This window comes from Streptomyces sp. NBRC 110028 (assembly GCF_001417735.1).
Taxonomy (GTDB): domain Bacteria; phylum Actinomycetota; class Actinomycetes; order Streptomycetales; family Streptomycetaceae; genus Streptomyces.
Map to the genome: position 1 here is coordinate 23,380 of NZ_BBUZ01000037.1, position 15,226 is coordinate 38,605.

The 15,226-nt window shown below is 72.2% G+C and carries 17 protein-coding genes; 11 read left to right on the plus strand and 6 right to left on the minus strand.

Annotated features, from left to right (window positions below; translation table 11 throughout):
* Positions 1–64 precede the first annotated feature (64 nt).
* From ASC60_RS29450 to ASC60_RS29475, 6 genes are all read left to right on the plus strand, one after another.
* A complete protein-coding gene (locus ASC60_RS29450) occupies positions 65–835 on the plus strand; it encodes a metallophosphoesterase (RefSeq protein WP_055556230.1) in 771 nt (256 codons plus the stop codon).
* Between the two features lie 66 nt (positions 836–901).
* Positions 902–1,339 (plus strand): SRPBCC family protein, encoded by a 438-nt coding sequence (locus tag ASC60_RS29455; protein WP_055556232.1) that lies wholly within the window; start codon positions 902–904, stop codon positions 1,337–1,339.
* A 127-nt stretch (positions 1,340–1,466) separates the two neighbouring features.
* The gene (locus ASC60_RS29460; RefSeq protein WP_055556234.1) at positions 1,467–2,834 is read left to right on the plus strand and encodes an ArsA family ATPase; all 1,368 of its coding nucleotides are present in this window, start codon (positions 1,467–1,469) and stop codon (positions 2,832–2,834) included.
* A 106-nt stretch (positions 2,835–2,940) separates the two neighbouring features.
* Positions 2,941–3,414 (plus strand): DUF5304 domain-containing protein, encoded by a 474-nt coding sequence (locus ASC60_RS29465; RefSeq protein WP_055556236.1) that lies wholly within the window; start codon positions 2,941–2,943, stop codon positions 3,412–3,414.
* A gap of 57 nt (positions 3,415–3,471) precedes the next feature.
* On the plus strand, positions 3,472–4,413 hold the full coding sequence (locus tag ASC60_RS29470; RefSeq protein ID WP_055556238.1) for an ROK family glucokinase: 942 nt from the start codon (positions 3,472–3,474) through the stop codon (positions 4,411–4,413).
* A 171-nt stretch (positions 4,414–4,584) separates the two neighbouring features.
* Positions 4,585–5,430, plus strand: a complete 846-nt coding sequence (locus ASC60_RS29475) for an endonuclease/exonuclease/phosphatase family protein (protein ID WP_234357192.1) — start codon at positions 4,585–4,587, stop codon at positions 5,428–5,430.
* 17 nt (positions 5,431–5,447) lie between these two features.
* Here ASC60_RS29475 and ASC60_RS29480 read toward each other — a convergent pair whose 3' ends face one another.
* A complete protein-coding gene (locus ASC60_RS29480) occupies positions 5,448–6,122 on the minus strand; it encodes a hypothetical protein (protein ID WP_055556241.1) in 675 nt (224 codons plus the stop codon).
* Positions 6,115–6,930 carry a carboxylesterase gene (locus ASC60_RS29485; RefSeq protein WP_055556405.1) on the minus strand — a complete coding sequence of 272 codons (816 nt, stop codon included), beginning with the start codon at positions 6,928–6,930 and terminating at the stop codon, positions 6,115–6,117. Before ASC60_RS29485 ends, ASC60_RS29480 begins: the two co-directional genes overlap by 8 nt.
* 111 nt (positions 6,931–7,041) lie before the next feature.
* On the opposite strand from ASC60_RS29485, the gene ASC60_RS29490 reads away from it, so the two are divergent.
* From ASC60_RS29490 to ASC60_RS29510, 5 genes are all read left to right on the plus strand, one after another.
* On the plus strand, positions 7,042–7,812 hold the full coding sequence (locus tag ASC60_RS29490; RefSeq protein WP_370592977.1) for a lysophospholipid acyltransferase family protein: 771 nt from the start codon (positions 7,042–7,044) through the stop codon (positions 7,810–7,812).
* 65 nt (positions 7,813–7,877) lie between these two features.
* Positions 7,878–9,125, plus strand: coding sequence for a MacS family sensor histidine kinase (macS, locus tag ASC60_RS29495; RefSeq protein WP_055556244.1), 1,248 nt, complete (start codon positions 7,878–7,880; stop codon positions 9,123–9,125).
* Complete coding sequence (locus tag ASC60_RS29500) at positions 9,122–9,805, plus strand: response regulator transcription factor (protein WP_055556246.1); 684 nt, start codon at positions 9,122–9,124, stop codon at positions 9,803–9,805. The genes macS and ASC60_RS29500 overlap by 4 nt, the downstream gene beginning before the upstream one ends.
* 154 nt (positions 9,806–9,959) lie before the next feature.
* Positions 9,960–10,988: a 6-phosphofructokinase gene (locus tag ASC60_RS29505; protein ID WP_055556248.1), complete on the plus strand. Its 1,029-nt coding sequence runs from the start codon at positions 9,960–9,962 to the stop codon at positions 10,986–10,988.
* A 192-nt stretch (positions 10,989–11,180) separates the two neighbouring features.
* Positions 11,181–11,567, plus strand: coding sequence for a DUF4267 domain-containing protein (locus ASC60_RS29510; RefSeq protein WP_055556250.1), 387 nt, complete (start codon positions 11,181–11,183; stop codon positions 11,565–11,567).
* 81 nt (positions 11,568–11,648) lie between these two features.
* Here the strand turns inward: ASC60_RS29510 and ASC60_RS29515 are convergent, their stop codons facing one another.
* The 4 genes from ASC60_RS29515 to ASC60_RS29525 all read right to left on the minus strand — a co-directional run bounded on the left by ASC60_RS29515 (position 11,649) and on the right by ASC60_RS29525 (position 15,142).
* Entirely contained in the window at positions 11,649–13,565 is a 1,917-nt protein-coding gene (locus ASC60_RS29515; RefSeq protein WP_055556252.1) for an anthranilate synthase family protein, read from the minus strand.
* 101 nt (positions 13,566–13,666) lie between these two features.
* Positions 13,667–13,723, minus strand: a complete 57-nt coding sequence (locus ASC60_RS44200) for a trp operon leader peptide (protein ID WP_106516695.1) — start codon at positions 13,721–13,723, stop codon at positions 13,667–13,669.
* 141 nt (positions 13,724–13,864) lie between these two features.
* Positions 13,865–14,398, minus strand: coding sequence for a hypothetical protein (locus tag ASC60_RS29520; protein WP_055556254.1), 534 nt, complete (start codon positions 14,396–14,398; stop codon positions 13,865–13,867).
* Between the two features lie 177 nt (positions 14,399–14,575).
* Positions 14,576–15,142, minus strand: coding sequence for a Uma2 family endonuclease (locus tag ASC60_RS29525; protein WP_055556256.1), 567 nt, complete (start codon positions 15,140–15,142; stop codon positions 14,576–14,578).
* Between the last annotated feature and the right edge of the window lie 84 nt (positions 15,143–15,226).

The window sequence follows — 15,226 nt, forward strand, 5'->3', positions numbered from 1 at the left end:
GACGCGGGTCACGGCGGACGGAACACCTTACGGACGGATGGTCACAGGTCTTAGGGTGACACGCATGCGAGTCCACGTGGTGAGTGACGTGCACGGGAACAGCCAGGATCTGGAGAAGGCGGCGGACGGGGCGGACGCCCTGATCTGTCTCGGCGACCTCGTCCTCTTCCTCGACTACGCCGACCACTCCCGCGGCATCTTTCCCGACCTCTTCGGCGTCGAGAACGCCGACCGCCTGGTCGACCTCCGCACCGCCCGCCGCTTCGAGGAGGCCCGCGAGCTGGGCAACCGGCTGTGGGAGGGGATCGACCGCGACGCGGCCATCGAGTCCGCCGTACGCAGGCAATACGCCGAGCTGTTCGCGGCCTTCCCCACCCCGACGTACGCCACCTACGGCAATGTCGACATCCCCGCACTCTGGCCGGAATACGTCGAATCCGGCACCACGGTCCTCGACGGCGAGCGGGTCGAGATCGGCGGCCTCGTCTTCGGCTTCGTCGGCGGCGGCTTGCGCACGCCGATGCGCACCCCGTACGAGATCGACGACGAGACGTACGCCGAGAAGATCGCGGCGCTCGGCGGCCGGGGCGAGGTGGACGTGCTGTGCACCCACATACCGCCCGAGGTGCCGGACCTCTGCTACGACACCGTCGCCCGCCGCTTCGAGCGCGGCAGCGACGCGCTGCTGGACGCGATCCACACCCTTCGTCCCCGTTACTCGCTTTTCGGCCATGTCCACCAGCCGCTCGTCCGCCGCATGCGGATCGGCGCCACCGAATGCGTCAACGTCGGACACTTCGCCTCCACCGGCACCCCCTGGACCCTGGAGTGGTGACCCGCGCGCGATAGCCTTCACCGGCAGACACCCCATGCGGCGGACCGGTACGGAGGAGCCACGGCGATGGCGGAACACACCAGCTCGAGCATCACGATCGAGGCGGCACCGGCCGACGTGATGGAGGTGATCGCCGACTTCGACCGTTACCCGGAGTGGTCCGGTGAGGTGAAGGAGGCCGACGTCCTCACCAAGGACGAGCAGGGCCGCGGCGAGCAGGTGCGGATGGTGCTCGACGCCGGGGCCATCAAGGACGACTACACGCTCCAGTACACCTGGGGCGGCGACCAGGTCAGCTGGTCCCTGCTCAAGTCCCAGATGCTGCGCACCCTGGACGGCTCCTACCGGCTGGCCGCGCGGGACGGCGGCACGCGCACCGAGGTGACGTACCAGCTCACCGTCGACGTCAAGATCCCCATGCTCGGCATGATCAAGCGCAAGGCGGAGAAGGTCATCATCGACCGCGCGCTCGCGGGTCTGAAGAAGCGGGTCGAGGCCGCGTAGTTCCGCCTCGGCGCGCGGCCGCCACCATGGGGCGAGGAGCGGGCCGGTGGCGGGGTACGCTCCGGCGGGGGCGGCCACCGGGAGCCGCACCGCACACCGACGAAACACCCCGCCGGAGGCTCCTTTCATGCGTACGGTCCTCGTCACCGGTACGGGCGGCGCGGGCCGCACCACCGTGGCCGCCGCGACCGCCCTCGCCGCCGCCCGCGAGGGACAGCGCACCCTGCTGCTCACCGCGGACCGCGACGGCACGCCCGAGGCGCTGCTCGGCATCGGCCCGCTGCGCGGCGGACCCGGTCGCAGCGCCGACCGGCTGCCGTGGTCCGTACCCGTCGCGCTGACGCCGGGGCTGTGGGCCGCCCGGGTCGTCACCGAGGAGTGGTTCCGCGACGAGCTGACCGCCCTCCAGGACCGTGGCCGCGGCATGCTCGACATGCTGGGCTCGACCCCGCTGGACGGCGAGGAGGCCACCGCGCTCCCCGGGGCGGAGTCGGTCGCGCTGTTGCGCGCCCTGCGCGCCGCGCAGACCGCGCCGCCCGGCACCGGCTGGGACGTCCTCGTGGTCGACCTGCCGCCCGCGCCGGAGACCGTCGCCCTGCTCGCCCTGCCCGAACAGCTGCGCCGCTATCTGCGGCGGCTGCTGCCCGCCGAGCGGCAGGCGGCCCGCGCGCTGCGGCCGATGCTGGCCCAGCTGGCCGGGATGCCGATGCCCGCGCAGAAGCTGTACGAGATGGCCGAGCGCTGGGAGCGCGAGCTGGCCGCCGTCCAGGACGTCCTGGAGTCGGAGGCCACGACCGTACGGGTGGTGGTGGACCCCGGGCCGCTCACCGACCGCGCGCTGCGCACCGCCCGCGCCGGGCTGGCGCTGCACGGCTGCCGGGTGGAGTCGGTCGTCGCCAACCGGCTGCTGCCCACCGGCACCCCCGACCCGTGGCTCGGGGCGCTGTCCGGTCAGCAGCAGGCCGCGCTGAAGGAGCTGTACGAGCAGTGGACGCCGGACGTGCCGATCCGCGAGCTGCCGCATCTGGGCCGCGATCCGCAAGGGCTCGGCGACGCCGCCGACAGCGGCCCCGGTGACGCGTCCGGCGACGGCCTCGGTGACGGCCCCCGCGATGTCTCCGGAGTCGTCTCCGGAGTGGTGGTCTCCGGCGGGGGCGGCCCCCGCCCGGCCGCCGGACTCGCCGCGCTGGCCGGGCCCGTCGGGGCGCCCGACCCACGCCCCGACCGCCCGGCGGCCGACCCGTGGAGCGTCGAGGACCGGCTGGCCGACGAGGGGGCGCTGCTGTGGCGGCTGCCGCTGCCCGGCGCCGACCGGGACGGGCTGGGCCTGGTCCGGCGCGGCGACGAACTGATCGTCACGGTCGGGCCGTTCCACCGCGTGCTGCCGCTGCCGTCCGCGCTGCGCCGCTGCACGGTCTCCGGGGCCGGGCTGCGCGACGGCCATCTGCAGGTCCGCTTCACCCCGGACCCCGACCTGTGGCCGAAGCGGCCCTGACCGTTTCCGGCGGAAGGACCCTCGCCCGTCGTTCCGGTAACGTCGAGAGCAAGCCCGGTTGAACGAACGGACCGGGCAGCCAGCCTCCCCGCCGCAGGAGTTCGCCATGAGCGATGCCACCGAGCGCCCCGCAGACGCCCCGGGCACCGACGTACCGGTCACCGAGATCGACCCCGACGCCTGGGAGCGCGCCTGCGCCGAGGACCTCGCCGCCGAGAAGGCCCGGCGGCAGGCCCGCGAGGGCGGCGAGGAGCCGGGCAGCGCCGCCGAGGAGCTGCGCAAGCTGGCCGACGCCGTCGCGGAGAAGCTGGCCGGGCTGCAGACCCCGCTCGCCGGTACGGCGGTGGAGGGGGCCGTACAACAGTTGATCGCAGGAGCGAAGGCGGCCGTCGAACCGGTCATCGAGCGCAATCCCGACGTATTCGAGCATCTCGCCAGCGCCGGAAGCGAACTGCTCGCCGCCTACCGGGCCGCCGTGACCGGCCAGGAGCAGCGTTGGACCCGGAGCGGCGACAGCGGGCGGACGTCCGGCGGGGACGAAGGTCAGACTTCGAGTAGTGAACACATCGACCTCGATTGAGCGCTCCCTCCGGTACCGTTAGCCGTGGCGGGGTTCGACCAAATAACTGAGGGACTCATGGGACTCACCATCGGCGTCGACATCGGCGGCACGAAGATCGCGGCCGGCGTGGTCGACGAAGAGGGCTCGATTCTCGAGACGAGCCAGGTTGCGACCCCGCCGACCCCCGAGGGAGTCGTCGACGCCATCGCGGACGCCGTGCGCGACGTCAGCACCGGTCATGACGTCGAGGCCGTCGGTATCGGCGCGGCCGGTTATGTGGACGACAAGCGCGCCACCGTGCTCTTCGCGCCCAACATCAACTGGCGGCACGAGGCGCTGAAGGACAAGGTCGAGCAGCGCGTCGGCCTGCCCGTCGTCGTGGAGAACGACGCGAACGCGGCCGCGTGGGGCGAGTACCGGTTCGGCGCCGGCGCGGGCCACGACGACGTCGTGTGCATCACGCTCGGCACCGGCCTCGGGGGCGGCATCATCATCGGCGGCAAGCTGCACCGCGGCCGCTTCGGCGTCGCGGCCGAGTTCGGCCACATAAGAGTCGTCCCCGACGGTCTGCTGTGCGGCTGCGGCAGCCAGGGCTGCTGGGAGCAGTACGCCTCCGGCCGCGCGCTGGTGCGTTACGCCAAGCAGCGCGCCAACGCGACCCCGGAGAACGCGGAGATCCTGCTCGGCCTCGGCGACGGCACCCCCGAGGGCATCGAGGGCAAGCACATCAGCGACGCCGCCCGCCAGGGCGATCCGGTCGCCATCGACTCCTTCCGCGAGCTGGCCCGCTGGGCGGGGGCCGGGCTCGCCGACCTCGCCTCGCTCTTCGACCCCTCGGCGTTCATTGTCGGCGGCGGGGTCTCCGACGAGGGCGATCTCGTCCTGGAGCCGATCCGCAAGTCGTTCCGCCGCTGGCTGGTCGGCAATCAGTGGCGACCGCACGCCCAGGTCCTCGCCGCCCAGCTCGGCGGCAAGGCCGGGCTCGTCGGCGCCGCCGACCTCGCACGCCAGGGCTGAGCTTCGAGGGGGTGCCTTGTCGATCAGGCCGGATCAGCGAGCGGCGTCTGGTGCGGTGCGTCGCCACCCGCGTGAGGAGTGCGCAGCGGCGCTGCGTGCCACGAGCGCGGGGCCGCGAGGTGCCGCCCGCCGCGGCAGCGGCTGATGTCACAGCGGCGTCGGGAGCCCGGCATGATCGAGGAGACACCCCCTGGGGGGAGCGTGGCGCTCGCGGATCTGCCCGCCTCCACCACCGGCCCGGACGCGGCCGTGGTGCGGGTGCTCAGCTACAACATCCGCTCGCTGCGTGACGACCGCGAGGCGCTGGCCCGGGTGATCCGGGCCTGCGCCCCCGATGTCGTCTGCGTCCAGGAGGCGCCGCGCTTCTTCCGCTGGCGCAAGGCCGCCGCCTGGCTGGCCCGGGAGACCGGCCTGGTCTACGCCACGGGCGGGGCCACCGCCGCCGGACCCATGATCCTCACCTCACTGCGCGCCCACGTCGAGCGGTCCGAGGACATCCTGCTGCCCCGCGTCCCCGGCCTGCACCGGCGTGGCTTCGCCACCGCCGTGCTGCGCTTCGGCGGCGGCCACCGGGACCCCGACGGCACGGGCGGTGCCATCCGGCTCGGCGTCGTCAGCTGCCATCTGAGCCTGGCCGCGGCCGAGCGCTACGACCAGGCCGGGATGCTGCTGGACCGCGTCGCCGCGCTCGGCGTGCCGTACGCCGTCGCCGCCGGTGACATCAACGAGCAGCCCGACGGCCGTGCCTTCCGCCGTATCGCCGGAACGCTGCGGGACGGCTGGGCCACCGAGCCGTGGGGGAGCGAGGCGACCTTCGACCCGGGCGATCCGCGCCGCCGCATCGACGCGCTGTTCGCGACCGACGGCATCGAGATCATCGGCTGCGGGGTGCCGTCCGGGCTGCCCGGCGTCGACGACGCCGACCTGCGGGCGGCCACGGACCACCTCCCGGTCCTGGCCGCGCTCCGGGTGCCCCGCGCGCCCGCGTCGTCCGTGTCGTCCGCGTCGTCCGCGTAAACGTCAGCCGAGGGGTTTCAGACGACGGCACCCCGGCCGGGGTCGTCGTCCTCCTCGTCGTCGCTGTCCTTCATCCGCATCACCAGCGTGACGAAGCCGCCCAGGAAGCCGCCGACGCCCAGCGTCGTGATCCACCAGGTCAGCTCCACCCGGAACAGCACCACGCCGAGCAGCAGCAGCGGCCCGCCCAGCACGCCCAGCCAGGCGAACCGGGACGTGGTGTCGGACTCCGGGAGCGGCGGCGGCTCGGGCGGGACGAAATGGCCCTCGTCGGTCTCGTCGAAGTCGCTCTCGGAGGGCTCCGGGGCGTCCCAGTCGCGCGGGCCCACGCCCGGCGCGTACACGATGAAGCTGCCGACGGGCTTGTCGTCCTTCGTGTCGGGCTTCTCCGTCTTGGTGAGGGCGTCCGGCGCCGCCGCGCCCGGACGGTCGTCCTCGACGTCGGGGTCGAAGTCGTCCTCGAACCGGTCCTCGAACCGGTCTTCCAGCCCGTCGTCCAGCTCGCCCAGCGGCTCCTCACGCCGGGAGTCCTCGCGGCCCCACTTCTCGGTCAGATTCTCGGCCGCGGGCCACCGCTCCGCGCCCGGCGGGTCCGGGGGCTCCTCCCCGTACGCGGCGACGATCGCCGCGAAGGCGGCATCGTCGTCCCGGCGCGCCCCCGCCTCGTTCTCGTTCGGATCACGCTCAGCCACTGGCCGCCGCCCCCTCCCTCCCGCTGACGTCCCCGGGATGTCCCCCGTTGTCCTGTCCCATACCCGCGGTCAACCGGGTGATGAACGTGTCCGTCTCCTCGAAGATGAACTCGGCGTCGTAGTCCAGCGTCGCCACGTGGTAGCTGCGCTCCAGCAGCCGTTCGGTGACGTCCCGGGACGAGACCTGGCTGAGGATGCGCTCGGAGTCGGCCGACGGCACCACATGGTCCTGCGGGCTGTGCATCACCAGCAGCGGCTGGGTCACCTGCGGCAGTTCGGCGTCGACCACCCGGTAGAAGCGGCGCATCGAGTGCACGGCGTGCAGCGGCATCCGGTCGTATCCCCATTCCTGGGAACCCGGCTTGGCGATGTCGCTCACGATCCCCTTGACGGAGGGCACCAGATGACGCAGCACCGGAAGAGCCACGGCCAGCGGATCGTGGATCCGGTTGGCCGGATTCACGACGGCGACACCGCTGATCCCCGCGCCGTGCTGGGCGGCCAGCCGCAGCGCCAGCGCGCCGCCCATCGACAGCCCGCAGACGAAGACCCGGGCGCACCGCTCGCGCAGCGCCCGCAGCTCCCGGTCGACCTCGGCGTACCAGTCCTGCCACCCGGTGACCGCGAGATCCTGCCAGCGGGTCCCGTGGCCGGGCAGCAGCGGAAGCGAGACGGTCAGCCCGCGCCGCGCCAGGTGCTCGGCCCAGGGGCGCACCGACTGCGGGGAACCGGTGAAGCCGTGACAGACGAGGACGCCGATCTCTCCGCCGTCGTGGCGGAACGGCTCGGCTCCGGGGAGGAGCGGCACCACGGATCTCCGTTCGGTGGTGAAGCGGTCAACGGGACCTCAGCGTACGCGGCGCGCCGCACCGGGGGTAGGCAGGTTAAGGTCTCCTCGTCGGATACAGGAGGTTCTCGGTTGTTCTACGGTGCAATGAAGCTGTCGGTGGGTGGGACGTTGAAGCTCGCCTTCCGGCCCTGGGTCGAGGGGCTGGAGAACGTCCCCGACGAGGGGCCGGCCATTCTCGCGAGCAACCATCTCTCCTTCTCCGACTCCTTCTTCCTGCCCGCGATGCTCGACCGGAAGGTCACCTTCATCGCCAAGCAGGAGTACTTCACCACTCCGGGGATCAAGGGCAGGCTGACGGCCGCGTTCTTCAAGGGCGTCGGCCAGCTGCCGGTGGACCGCTCGGGAACCCGGGGCGCGGGAGAGGCCGCGATCAAGGCCGGGATCGAGGTCATCAAGCGCGGTGAGCTGTTCGGTATCTATCCGGAGGGCACGCGCTCCCCGGACGGCCGGCTCTACCGAGGCAAGCCCGGCGGTCTGGCGCGGGTCGCGCTGGCGACGGGCGCGCCGGTGATCCCGGTCGCGATGATCGACACCGAGAAGATCCAGCCGCCGGGCAAGGTGATGCCCAAGCTGATGCGTCCCGGCATCAAGATCGGCAAGCCCCTGGACTTCAGCCGCTACCACGGCATGGACGGGGACCGCTTCATCCTGCGCTCGGTGACCGACGAGGTCATGTACGAGATCATGAAGCTGTCCGGCCAGGAGTACGTCGACATCTACGCGACCGCGGCCAAGCGGCAGATCGCGGAGGTGGAGGCGGCCCGGAAGCAGGCCGAGAAGGCGGAGAAGACCGAGAAGGCTGCGGAGCAGGACAAGGGCAAGGACAAGACCGGGGCGTAAAGCGCGCCGGACCCGGGGGTGGGGGGAAGTTGGCGCCGCAGCCCAAGCGCGAGCGTGTCGTACGCATGTCCGTGGAGCAGCCGCTGTGGCAGGCGCTGACCGCCTACCGGGTGCTCACGCTGATCTACGCGCTCTGTCTCTTCGTCTACTCCTTCTCCGACTACGACCGTCCGAGGGGCGCCGCCGCCTATATGGCGGTGCTCACCCTGTGGACGGCGCTGACGTTCCGTATGGTCTCCTCGGCCGAGCGCTGCACCCGGCGCTTCCTGATCGGCGACCTCGTGGTCGCGATCACCGGCATCCTGCTCACCCCGCTGGTCGACACCCACGACCGGATCGCCGAGGGCACGCCCACGCTGCCGTCCATATGGACGGCGGGCGCGGTCCTCGGCTTCGCCATCAAGGGCGGCTGGCGGTGGGCCGCGTGGGCGTCGACGATCGTGTGCACGGCGAACATCATCGAGCGCGGCGGGTTCGCCCAGGACACCGTCCACATGCTGATGCTGGTGTGGGTGGCGAGCGTGGCCATCGGGTACGTCGTGGAGGTCGCCCGCGCCAGTGAGCGCACCCTGGCCCGCGCGCTGCGCATCGAGGCGGCGACCCGCGAACGCGAGCGGCTGGCCCGGGACATCCACGACAGCGTCCTCCAGGTGCTGGCCATGGTGCAGCGGCGGGGCGCCGCGATCGGCGGCGAGGCGGCCGAACTGGGCCGGATGGCGGGGGAGCAGGAGATCGCGCTGCGCTCGCTGGTGGCCACCGGTCTGGTCACCCCGCCGCGCGGCGCGGCCGACGACCGTACGGACGCCGCGGACCCGCGGCCACCGTCCGCTCCCGTCGCCGCCGCCCTTCGGCCCGAGCCGCCCGAGGACGCCGAGGAGCCCTGCGATCTGCGGGCCCTGCTCGCCCCGCACGCCGGATCGCAGGTCACCTTCTCCGAACCGGGCGCCCCGGTGATCCTCCCGGCGGCCGCGGCGGGGGAGTTGGCGGCCGCTGTCGGTGCCGCGCTGGACAATGTACGGGTGCACGCGGGCGAGGGGGCCCGGGCCTGGATCCTGCTGGAGGACGAGCCGGGAGCGGTCATGGTCACCGTCCGGGACGACGGGCCCGGCATCCCGGAGGGCAGGCTCGCCGACGCCGAGCGGGAGGGGCGGCTCGGGGTCGCCCTGTCGATCCGGGGGCGGCTGCGCGACCTCGGCGGCACCGCCGAGTGGATCTCGGCGCCGGGCCAGGGCACCGAGGTGGAGCTGACGGTTCCGAAGCTCGCGGCGAGCGGGAAGAAGGCGAGTGGGAAGAAAGGGACGGCTGGACGATGACCGAAGACCGGGAAGCCGCACGGCCGGTGACCGTGATGGTGGTGGACGACCACCCGATGTGGCGCGACGCCGTCGCCCGGGACCTGGCCGAGGCCGGGTTCGACGTGGTGGCCACCGCCGGGGACGGGCCGCAGGCGGTCCGCCGGGCCAAGGCCGCCGGGCCCGACGTCCTGGTGCTCGACCTCAACCTGCCCGGGCTGCCCGGCGTCGAGGTCTGCAAGGAGGTCGTCGCCGCCCACCCCGCGCTGCGGGTGCTGGTGCTCTCCGCGAGCGGTGAGCACGCGGACGTCCTGGAGGCGGTCAAGTCCGGCGCCACCGGCTATCTGGTGAAGTCGGCCAGCACCGAGGAGTTGCTGGACGCGGTGCGCCGTACCGCCGTCGGTGACGCCGTCTTCACCCCGGGCCTCGCCGGTCTGGTGCTCGGCGAGTACCGGCGGCTGGCGAGCGAGCCCGCCCCCGTCACCGCCGGCCAGCCGGTCGCTCCGCAGCTCACCGAGCGGGAGACGGAGGTGCTGCGGCTGGTGGCCAAGGGGCTTTCGTACAAGCAGATCGCCGAGCGCCTGGTGATCTCCCACCGCACCGTGCAGAACCACGTCCAGAACACCCTGGGCAAGCTCCAGTTGCACAACCGGGTGGAGCTGGTCCGGTACGCCATCGAGGCCGGGCTCGACGACGCCTGAGCCCCACCCGCTCGAACGGGTGAAGTTCACAACCAACTCCCTTGGGCGGAGCGGGAATCGCTTTCCGCCCCATCCCCTGTGACCTGGATCACCGTTAGCGTGGCTCCGTACCGGGCCCAATCTCGGGATTTCGGCGACAGAAGGGATGAAAAGGATGCGGGTCGGAGTGCTGACCGGCGGCGGTGACTGCCCCGGGCTCAACGCGGTCATCCGCGCCGTCGTGCGCAAGGGCGTGAAGGAATACGGCTACGACTTCGTCGGCTTCCGGGACGGCTGGCGCGGTCCCCTCCAGAACGACACCGTTCCCCTCGACATCCGCGCGGTACGCGGCATCCTGCCGCGCGGGGGCACCATCCTCGGCTCGTCCCGCACCAACCCCTTCAACAGCGAGGACGGCATCCGCCGGGTCAAGGAGACCCTGGCCAAGCAGGAGGTCGACGCGCTCATCGCGATCGGCGGCGAGGACACCCTCGGCGTCGCCTCCCGGCTCTCCGGCGACTACGGCATTGCCTGCGTCGGCGTTCCCAAGACCATCGACAACGACCTGTCCGCCACGGATTACACCTTCGGCTTCGACACCGCCGTCAACATCGCCACGGAGGCCATCGACCGCCTCCACACCACCGCCGAATCCCATATGCGGGTCCTGGTGGTGGAGGTGATGGGCCGCCACGCCGGCTGGATCGCCCTCCACGCCGGGCTCGCCGGCGGGGCCAACGTCATCCTCATCCCCGAGCAGCGCTTCGACGTCGACCGCATCTGCGCCTGGGTCGAATCCCGCTTCAAGATCCGCTACGCCCCGATCGTCGTCGTCGCGGAGGGCGCGATGCCGAAGGGGGGCGACGCGGTACTCAAGGACGAATCCCTGGACTCCTTCGGTCATGTGCGGCTCTCCGGCATCGGGGAGTGGCTGGCCAAGGAGATCGAGAAGCGCACCGGCAAGGAGGCCCGTACGACCGTCCTGGGGCATGTGCAGCGCGGCGGCACCCCCAGTGCCTTCGACCGCTGGCTGGCCACCCGCTTCGGCCTCCACGCGATCGATGCCGTACAGGACCAGGACTTCGGCAAGATGGTCGCCTTGCGCGGCACCGACATCGTCCGCGTCCCCCTGGCCGAGGCGACGGCCCGCCTCAAGACGGTGGACCCGTCGCTGTACGCGGAGGCGGAGGTTTTCTTCGGCTGACGGTCCCTTGAATCCGCTGCTCCCGCCGGTGCGCCGCCCGGCGGGAGCAGTGCTTGTCGGTGGTCGCGCTGGGCGCGCCTGAGGGAAATTCTGTCAGCGCTAGACATCGGGCTCCTGCTACGTCTAGCATCGCTAGCAGATTGAGCGGTGCTCGACAGGGGGTCGGCGCCGCGACGAGAGGGGACACCTGCCATGCCTGCCGTCGCCACCACCGCCGCCACCGTGATCACCTGGGCGATCGCCGTCGGGATCATCCTCATCGGCGCCCGCAGCCTGTGGACCCCGGAGGTCGCGGCGGACTTCGGTATACCCGGCACCCGCACCGAGGACCCCAGCGTCCGCGCCTGGCTGTCCGTCCTGGCCGTCCGCGACATCGGCTACGGCCTCTTCCTGCTGATCGTGCTGCTCGGCGCGGGCACGCACCTGCGCGGCTGGATGATGCTGGCCGGCTCGCTCGTCACGCTCGGGGACACGCTCATCACGAAGCTCAGCGGCGGACCCGCCAAGGCGTACCTCGGCATCCACGCCACCACCACCGTGGTCATGGCCGCCGCCGGCGCGGTGCTGCTGCTGTCCTGACGGCAGGCACCGACACTCCCCCGCGAGGGGATGCCCGCCGAGGGGAGCACTCCGGTGCTCCCCTCGGCGGGCGCCTCGGTGTCAGACCCGCACAGCCGCCAGCAGCTCCGCCACCAGCACCGCCCCGTTCCGCGACAGCACCGACTCCGGGTGGAACTGCACCCCGGCGAAGCCCGGCCCCCGCAGCGCGTGCACCTCCCCGTTCCCCGCGTCCCGGCTCAGCTCCACCCGGTGCATCGCCAGCTCCGTCTCCACGCCCTCATCGCACCGCGCGGTGAACGTGTTGTAGAAGCCCACCGTCTCCTGGCGCCCGAAGAAGTCGATCCGCTCCTGCGCCCCCTGGAACGGCACGTCCTTCCGCACGATCTCCAGCCCCAGCTCCGCCGCGATCAGCTCGTGCCCCAGACACACCCCGAGCAGCCCGTGCCGGTGCCCGGCCACCAACTCCGCCGTGAGCCCCCGCAGGAACCGCATCTTCGGGTCCGTGGAGTCGCCGGGGTCCCCCGGCCCGGGGCCGAGCACGACGGGCCCCTCGTGCGCCAGCGCGGCGCCCCGCACGCCCGGCTCGTCATACCGCCGCACCGTCACCGTCAGCCCCGCCATCCGCAGCAGATGGGCGAGCATCGCCGTGAAGGTGTCCTCGGCGTCGATCACCAGCGCGTGCCCGGACAGCAGCCCCTCCGCGGCCTGCATCCGCAGCCAGAACGGCGCCAGGTCCGCCCGCCGCGCGTCCAGCGCCGCCCGCACCCGCGGATCGTCCGCGAGCCGGGGGCGCGGGCCCGCCCCGGCCCGTGCGGGCGCCTCCCGCACACCCAGCGCGGTCAGCACGCCGGCCGCCTTGGCGTGGGTCTCGGCGACCTCCCCGCGCGGGTCGGAGTGGCGCACCAGCGTCGCCCCGACCGGCACCCGCAGCACGCCGTCGCCGTCGATGTCGGCGGTGCGGATGAGGATCGGCGAGTCGAGGGTCTGGGCGCCGCCGCCGTCGCGCCCGATGAGCGCCAGCGCGCCCGCGTAGTAGCCCCGGCCGCCCGGTTCGTAGCGCTCGATCACGCGGCACGCGTTCTGCACGGGCGAGCCGGTGACGGTCGCCGCGAACATCGTCTCCCGCAGCACGTCCCGTACGTCCAGCGAGGACCGCCCGCGCAGTTCGTACTCGGTGTGCGCGAGGTGCGCCATCTCCTTGAGCCGTGGCCCGACGACGACGCCGCCCATGTCGCCGACGGTGCACATCATCTTCAGCTCCTCGTCCACGACCATGGACAGCTCCTCCACCTCCTTGGGGTCGTGCAGGAACTCCAGCAGCCCTTCCGCCGTCGCGCCGCCCGCCGGATAGCGGTACGTCCCGCTGATCGGGTTCATCACGACCGTGCCCCCGGACATCCGCACGTGCACCTCCGGGCTGGCCCCCACCAGCGTCCGCCCGCCGCCCAGCCGTACGACGTACGTCCAGTACGCGCCCCGCTCACCGGCGAGCAGCCGCCGGAAGAGCGCGAGCGCGTCGGTACTCGCGAAGCCCGGGATCTCGCCCTCGAAGGTCCGTCGAATGACGAAGTTCGCCCCCTCGCCGGCGCCGATCTCGTCCTCGATGACCCGGCTCACGATCTGCGCGTACGCGTCGTCGCCGACGTCGAAGCGCCCGCCCTCGACCCGCACGTCGTGCGCGGGCAGCGCGTCCAGCAGCTCGGCGAGCGGCAGCGCGTACGTGGTCTCGGGCCGCAGCACGGCCAGCGGCGTCCCGTCGTCCCGGACGTCGAACCCCCGCTCCCGGATCTGCCGGAACGGCACCAGCGCGAGCGCGTCGCTCACCGGACCGCCGCCCTCCGGCACCCCGGTCGGCAGGGGGATGTCGGTCAGCCGCTCCACCTCACCGGCCGGGCCGATGAGCACGTCGACGGTGTCGGGCGCATGGCCGGGCGTACGGCGGTGCAGCAGGGCGAAGGGCGGGCAGTCGTCGGCGAGCAGCCGGGCGACGACGGCCTGGGCGTCTGCGTTGTGCATGGCGGATCGTTGTTCCTTCCGGAGAGGAGGAACGACCCGCGGAAACGCCGAAGGCCGCCCCTCGGGCGGCCTTCGCGGGAGTCTGTCTCAGTGCGCGCGATTCAGTGGGCCGCCGGATGAGCGGTCCACCACCAGGTCATGGTCAGTCGCGCGAACATGGTCCGGACTCTACCTCAGATCTTCACGAGTGCCCGCCCCTCCAGACTGGAGCCAGTGGTGCCCTTCCGCGACTCTGCAGAGCAGGAGGCCGGGCCTAAGCGTCCGGATACAGGCTTGCCGGAGGAGGAGAGCACTTCAACTCAGTTCCACGGGTTCGCAGGCTGGTCGTTGATCGCCGCCCAGAAGCGGGTGCCTTCGGGTACGTAGCCGTACGCCCAGAAGGACCAGCCACCGCTGGCCTCCAGGTTGGCGCCGTAGCGGCCGTCGTGGAACTCGGCCATCCGCCAGTCCGAGCCGTAGTACTGCGCGCAGACCGCGTCCGCCGTCGCCCGGCTGGTCAGCGACCTGCCCAGCACGGGCGGCGTCGCGGCGACGGTGCCGCGCGCCCAGCCCGCGTAGAAGTCCGGCGTGATCCCGGCGGGTACGGCGCTGCCGTTGACTCTCAGGCACAGCATGGGCAGCGTCGCGGTGGCGGCGGTGTCGCCGTTGTACGCGTCGGTCGCGGAGTCGGCGCCGACACGGACCGTGCCGTTGCCCTTGGCAAGCACGGTCCACGTCATGCCGGACGGGATGGCGGACGAGTCCGCCTGGGCGGGTGTGGCGCCCAGCGACATCAGTGCGAGCGAGGCGGCGGCCGCGAAGGCGGCGGTACCGCGGCGGAGCAACTTCCTCATGGGACTACTCCTTCGGATGGGAACCGGCCACGGGGGCGTGCCGGTCACCCGAACAGCGTCCGAGGAGCGCACGGTTCCATCACGTCTTCTCCGTGGCATGTCCATAAACGGCCGAGGGATGCCCGAACGCCCGTCCTTGCGCGACGCGTCCCGCGTGTGCTTGGTACGAACCTTTCGTTACGCGGAGCGCCTGCCGACGGAGGTGAGGTCGATGTCGAGAGTGAAGGGGGTCGTGACCTTGAGCTGGTTGTGATGGATGCCGGTCAAGGAGAAGCCCTCCGTGGCCGGGTCGCCCTCGTTAACGTAGACCACGGTGCGCCCCTCGTCGTTCTCCACCCGCCAGTAGTGCCGGATGCCCGCCTTCGCGTACTTCCGGGGCTTGGTGTCGCGGTCCCGCTTCTCCGAGTCCGGCGACACGGCCTCGACGGCCAGCGCGACGTCCTCCGGGAGGTAGTACGTGGACGGCTCGTCGCGCTCGTACGCCTCGCTGGTCACCACGACGACATCCGGCTCGGGAGCCTGGCGCTTGGCCAGTCGCACGGTCATCTCACGATCGGCCTGCAACCCGCCCGGTGCCTGCCGATTTAGCTCCGCGACCAGCAGATTGATCACCCGACTGTGCCATTTTTCTTGCGGGCTGCGGAAGACCAGGCCCCCGTCGATGAGCTCGGTGTGCGAGGGAAGTCCGGGCAGCCGCAGAAGGTCCTCGGCGGTGAAGCCACCGGGCGGCGGCGCGGTGCTCATGGCTGCGACACGGTTTCCTTCCCTGTGTGTGGGCGGTGTGGAGGCCGCTACCCCGAGCGCCGGGTTGTCGGCGCCGGTCGCTAC

Coding starts and splice junctions, on each gene's coding strand:
- ASC60_RS29450 (WP_055556230.1), top strand. CDS start 65: ATGCGAGTCCACGTGGTGAGTGACGTGCACGGGAACAGCCAGGATCTG.
- ASC60_RS29455 (WP_055556232.1), top strand. CDS start 902: ATGGCGGAACACACCAGCTCGAGCATCACGATCGAGGCGGCACCGGCC.
- ASC60_RS29460 (WP_055556234.1), top strand. CDS start 1,467: ATGCGTACGGTCCTCGTCACCGGTACGGGCGGCGCGGGCCGCACCACC.
- ASC60_RS29465 (WP_055556236.1), top strand. CDS start 2,941: ATGAGCGATGCCACCGAGCGCCCCGCAGACGCCCCGGGCACCGACGTA.
- ASC60_RS29470 (WP_055556238.1), top strand. CDS start 3,472: ATGGGACTCACCATCGGCGTCGACATCGGCGGCACGAAGATCGCGGCC.
- ASC60_RS29475 (WP_234357192.1), top strand. CDS start 4,585: ATGATCGAGGAGACACCCCCTGGGGGGAGCGTGGCGCTCGCGGATCTG.
- macS (WP_055556244.1), top strand. CDS start 7,878: ATGTCCGTGGAGCAGCCGCTGTGGCAGGCGCTGACCGCCTACCGGGTG.
- ASC60_RS29500 (WP_055556246.1), top strand. CDS start 9,122: ATGACCGAAGACCGGGAAGCCGCACGGCCGGTGACCGTGATGGTGGTG.
- ASC60_RS29505 (WP_055556248.1), top strand. CDS start 9,960: ATGCGGGTCGGAGTGCTGACCGGCGGCGGTGACTGCCCCGGGCTCAAC.
- ASC60_RS29510 (WP_055556250.1), top strand. CDS start 11,181: ATGCCTGCCGTCGCCACCACCGCCGCCACCGTGATCACCTGGGCGATC.
- ASC60_RS29515 (WP_055556252.1), bottom strand. CDS start 13,565: ATGCACAACGCAGACGCCCAGGCCGTCGTCGCCCGGCTGCTCGCCGAC.
- ASC60_RS29520 (WP_055556254.1), bottom strand. CDS start 14,398: ATGAGGAAGTTGCTCCGCCGCGGTACCGCCGCCTTCGCGGCCGCCGCC.
- ASC60_RS29525 (WP_055556256.1), bottom strand. CDS start 15,142: ATGAGCACCGCGCCGCCGCCCGGTGGCTTCACCGCCGAGGACCTTCTG.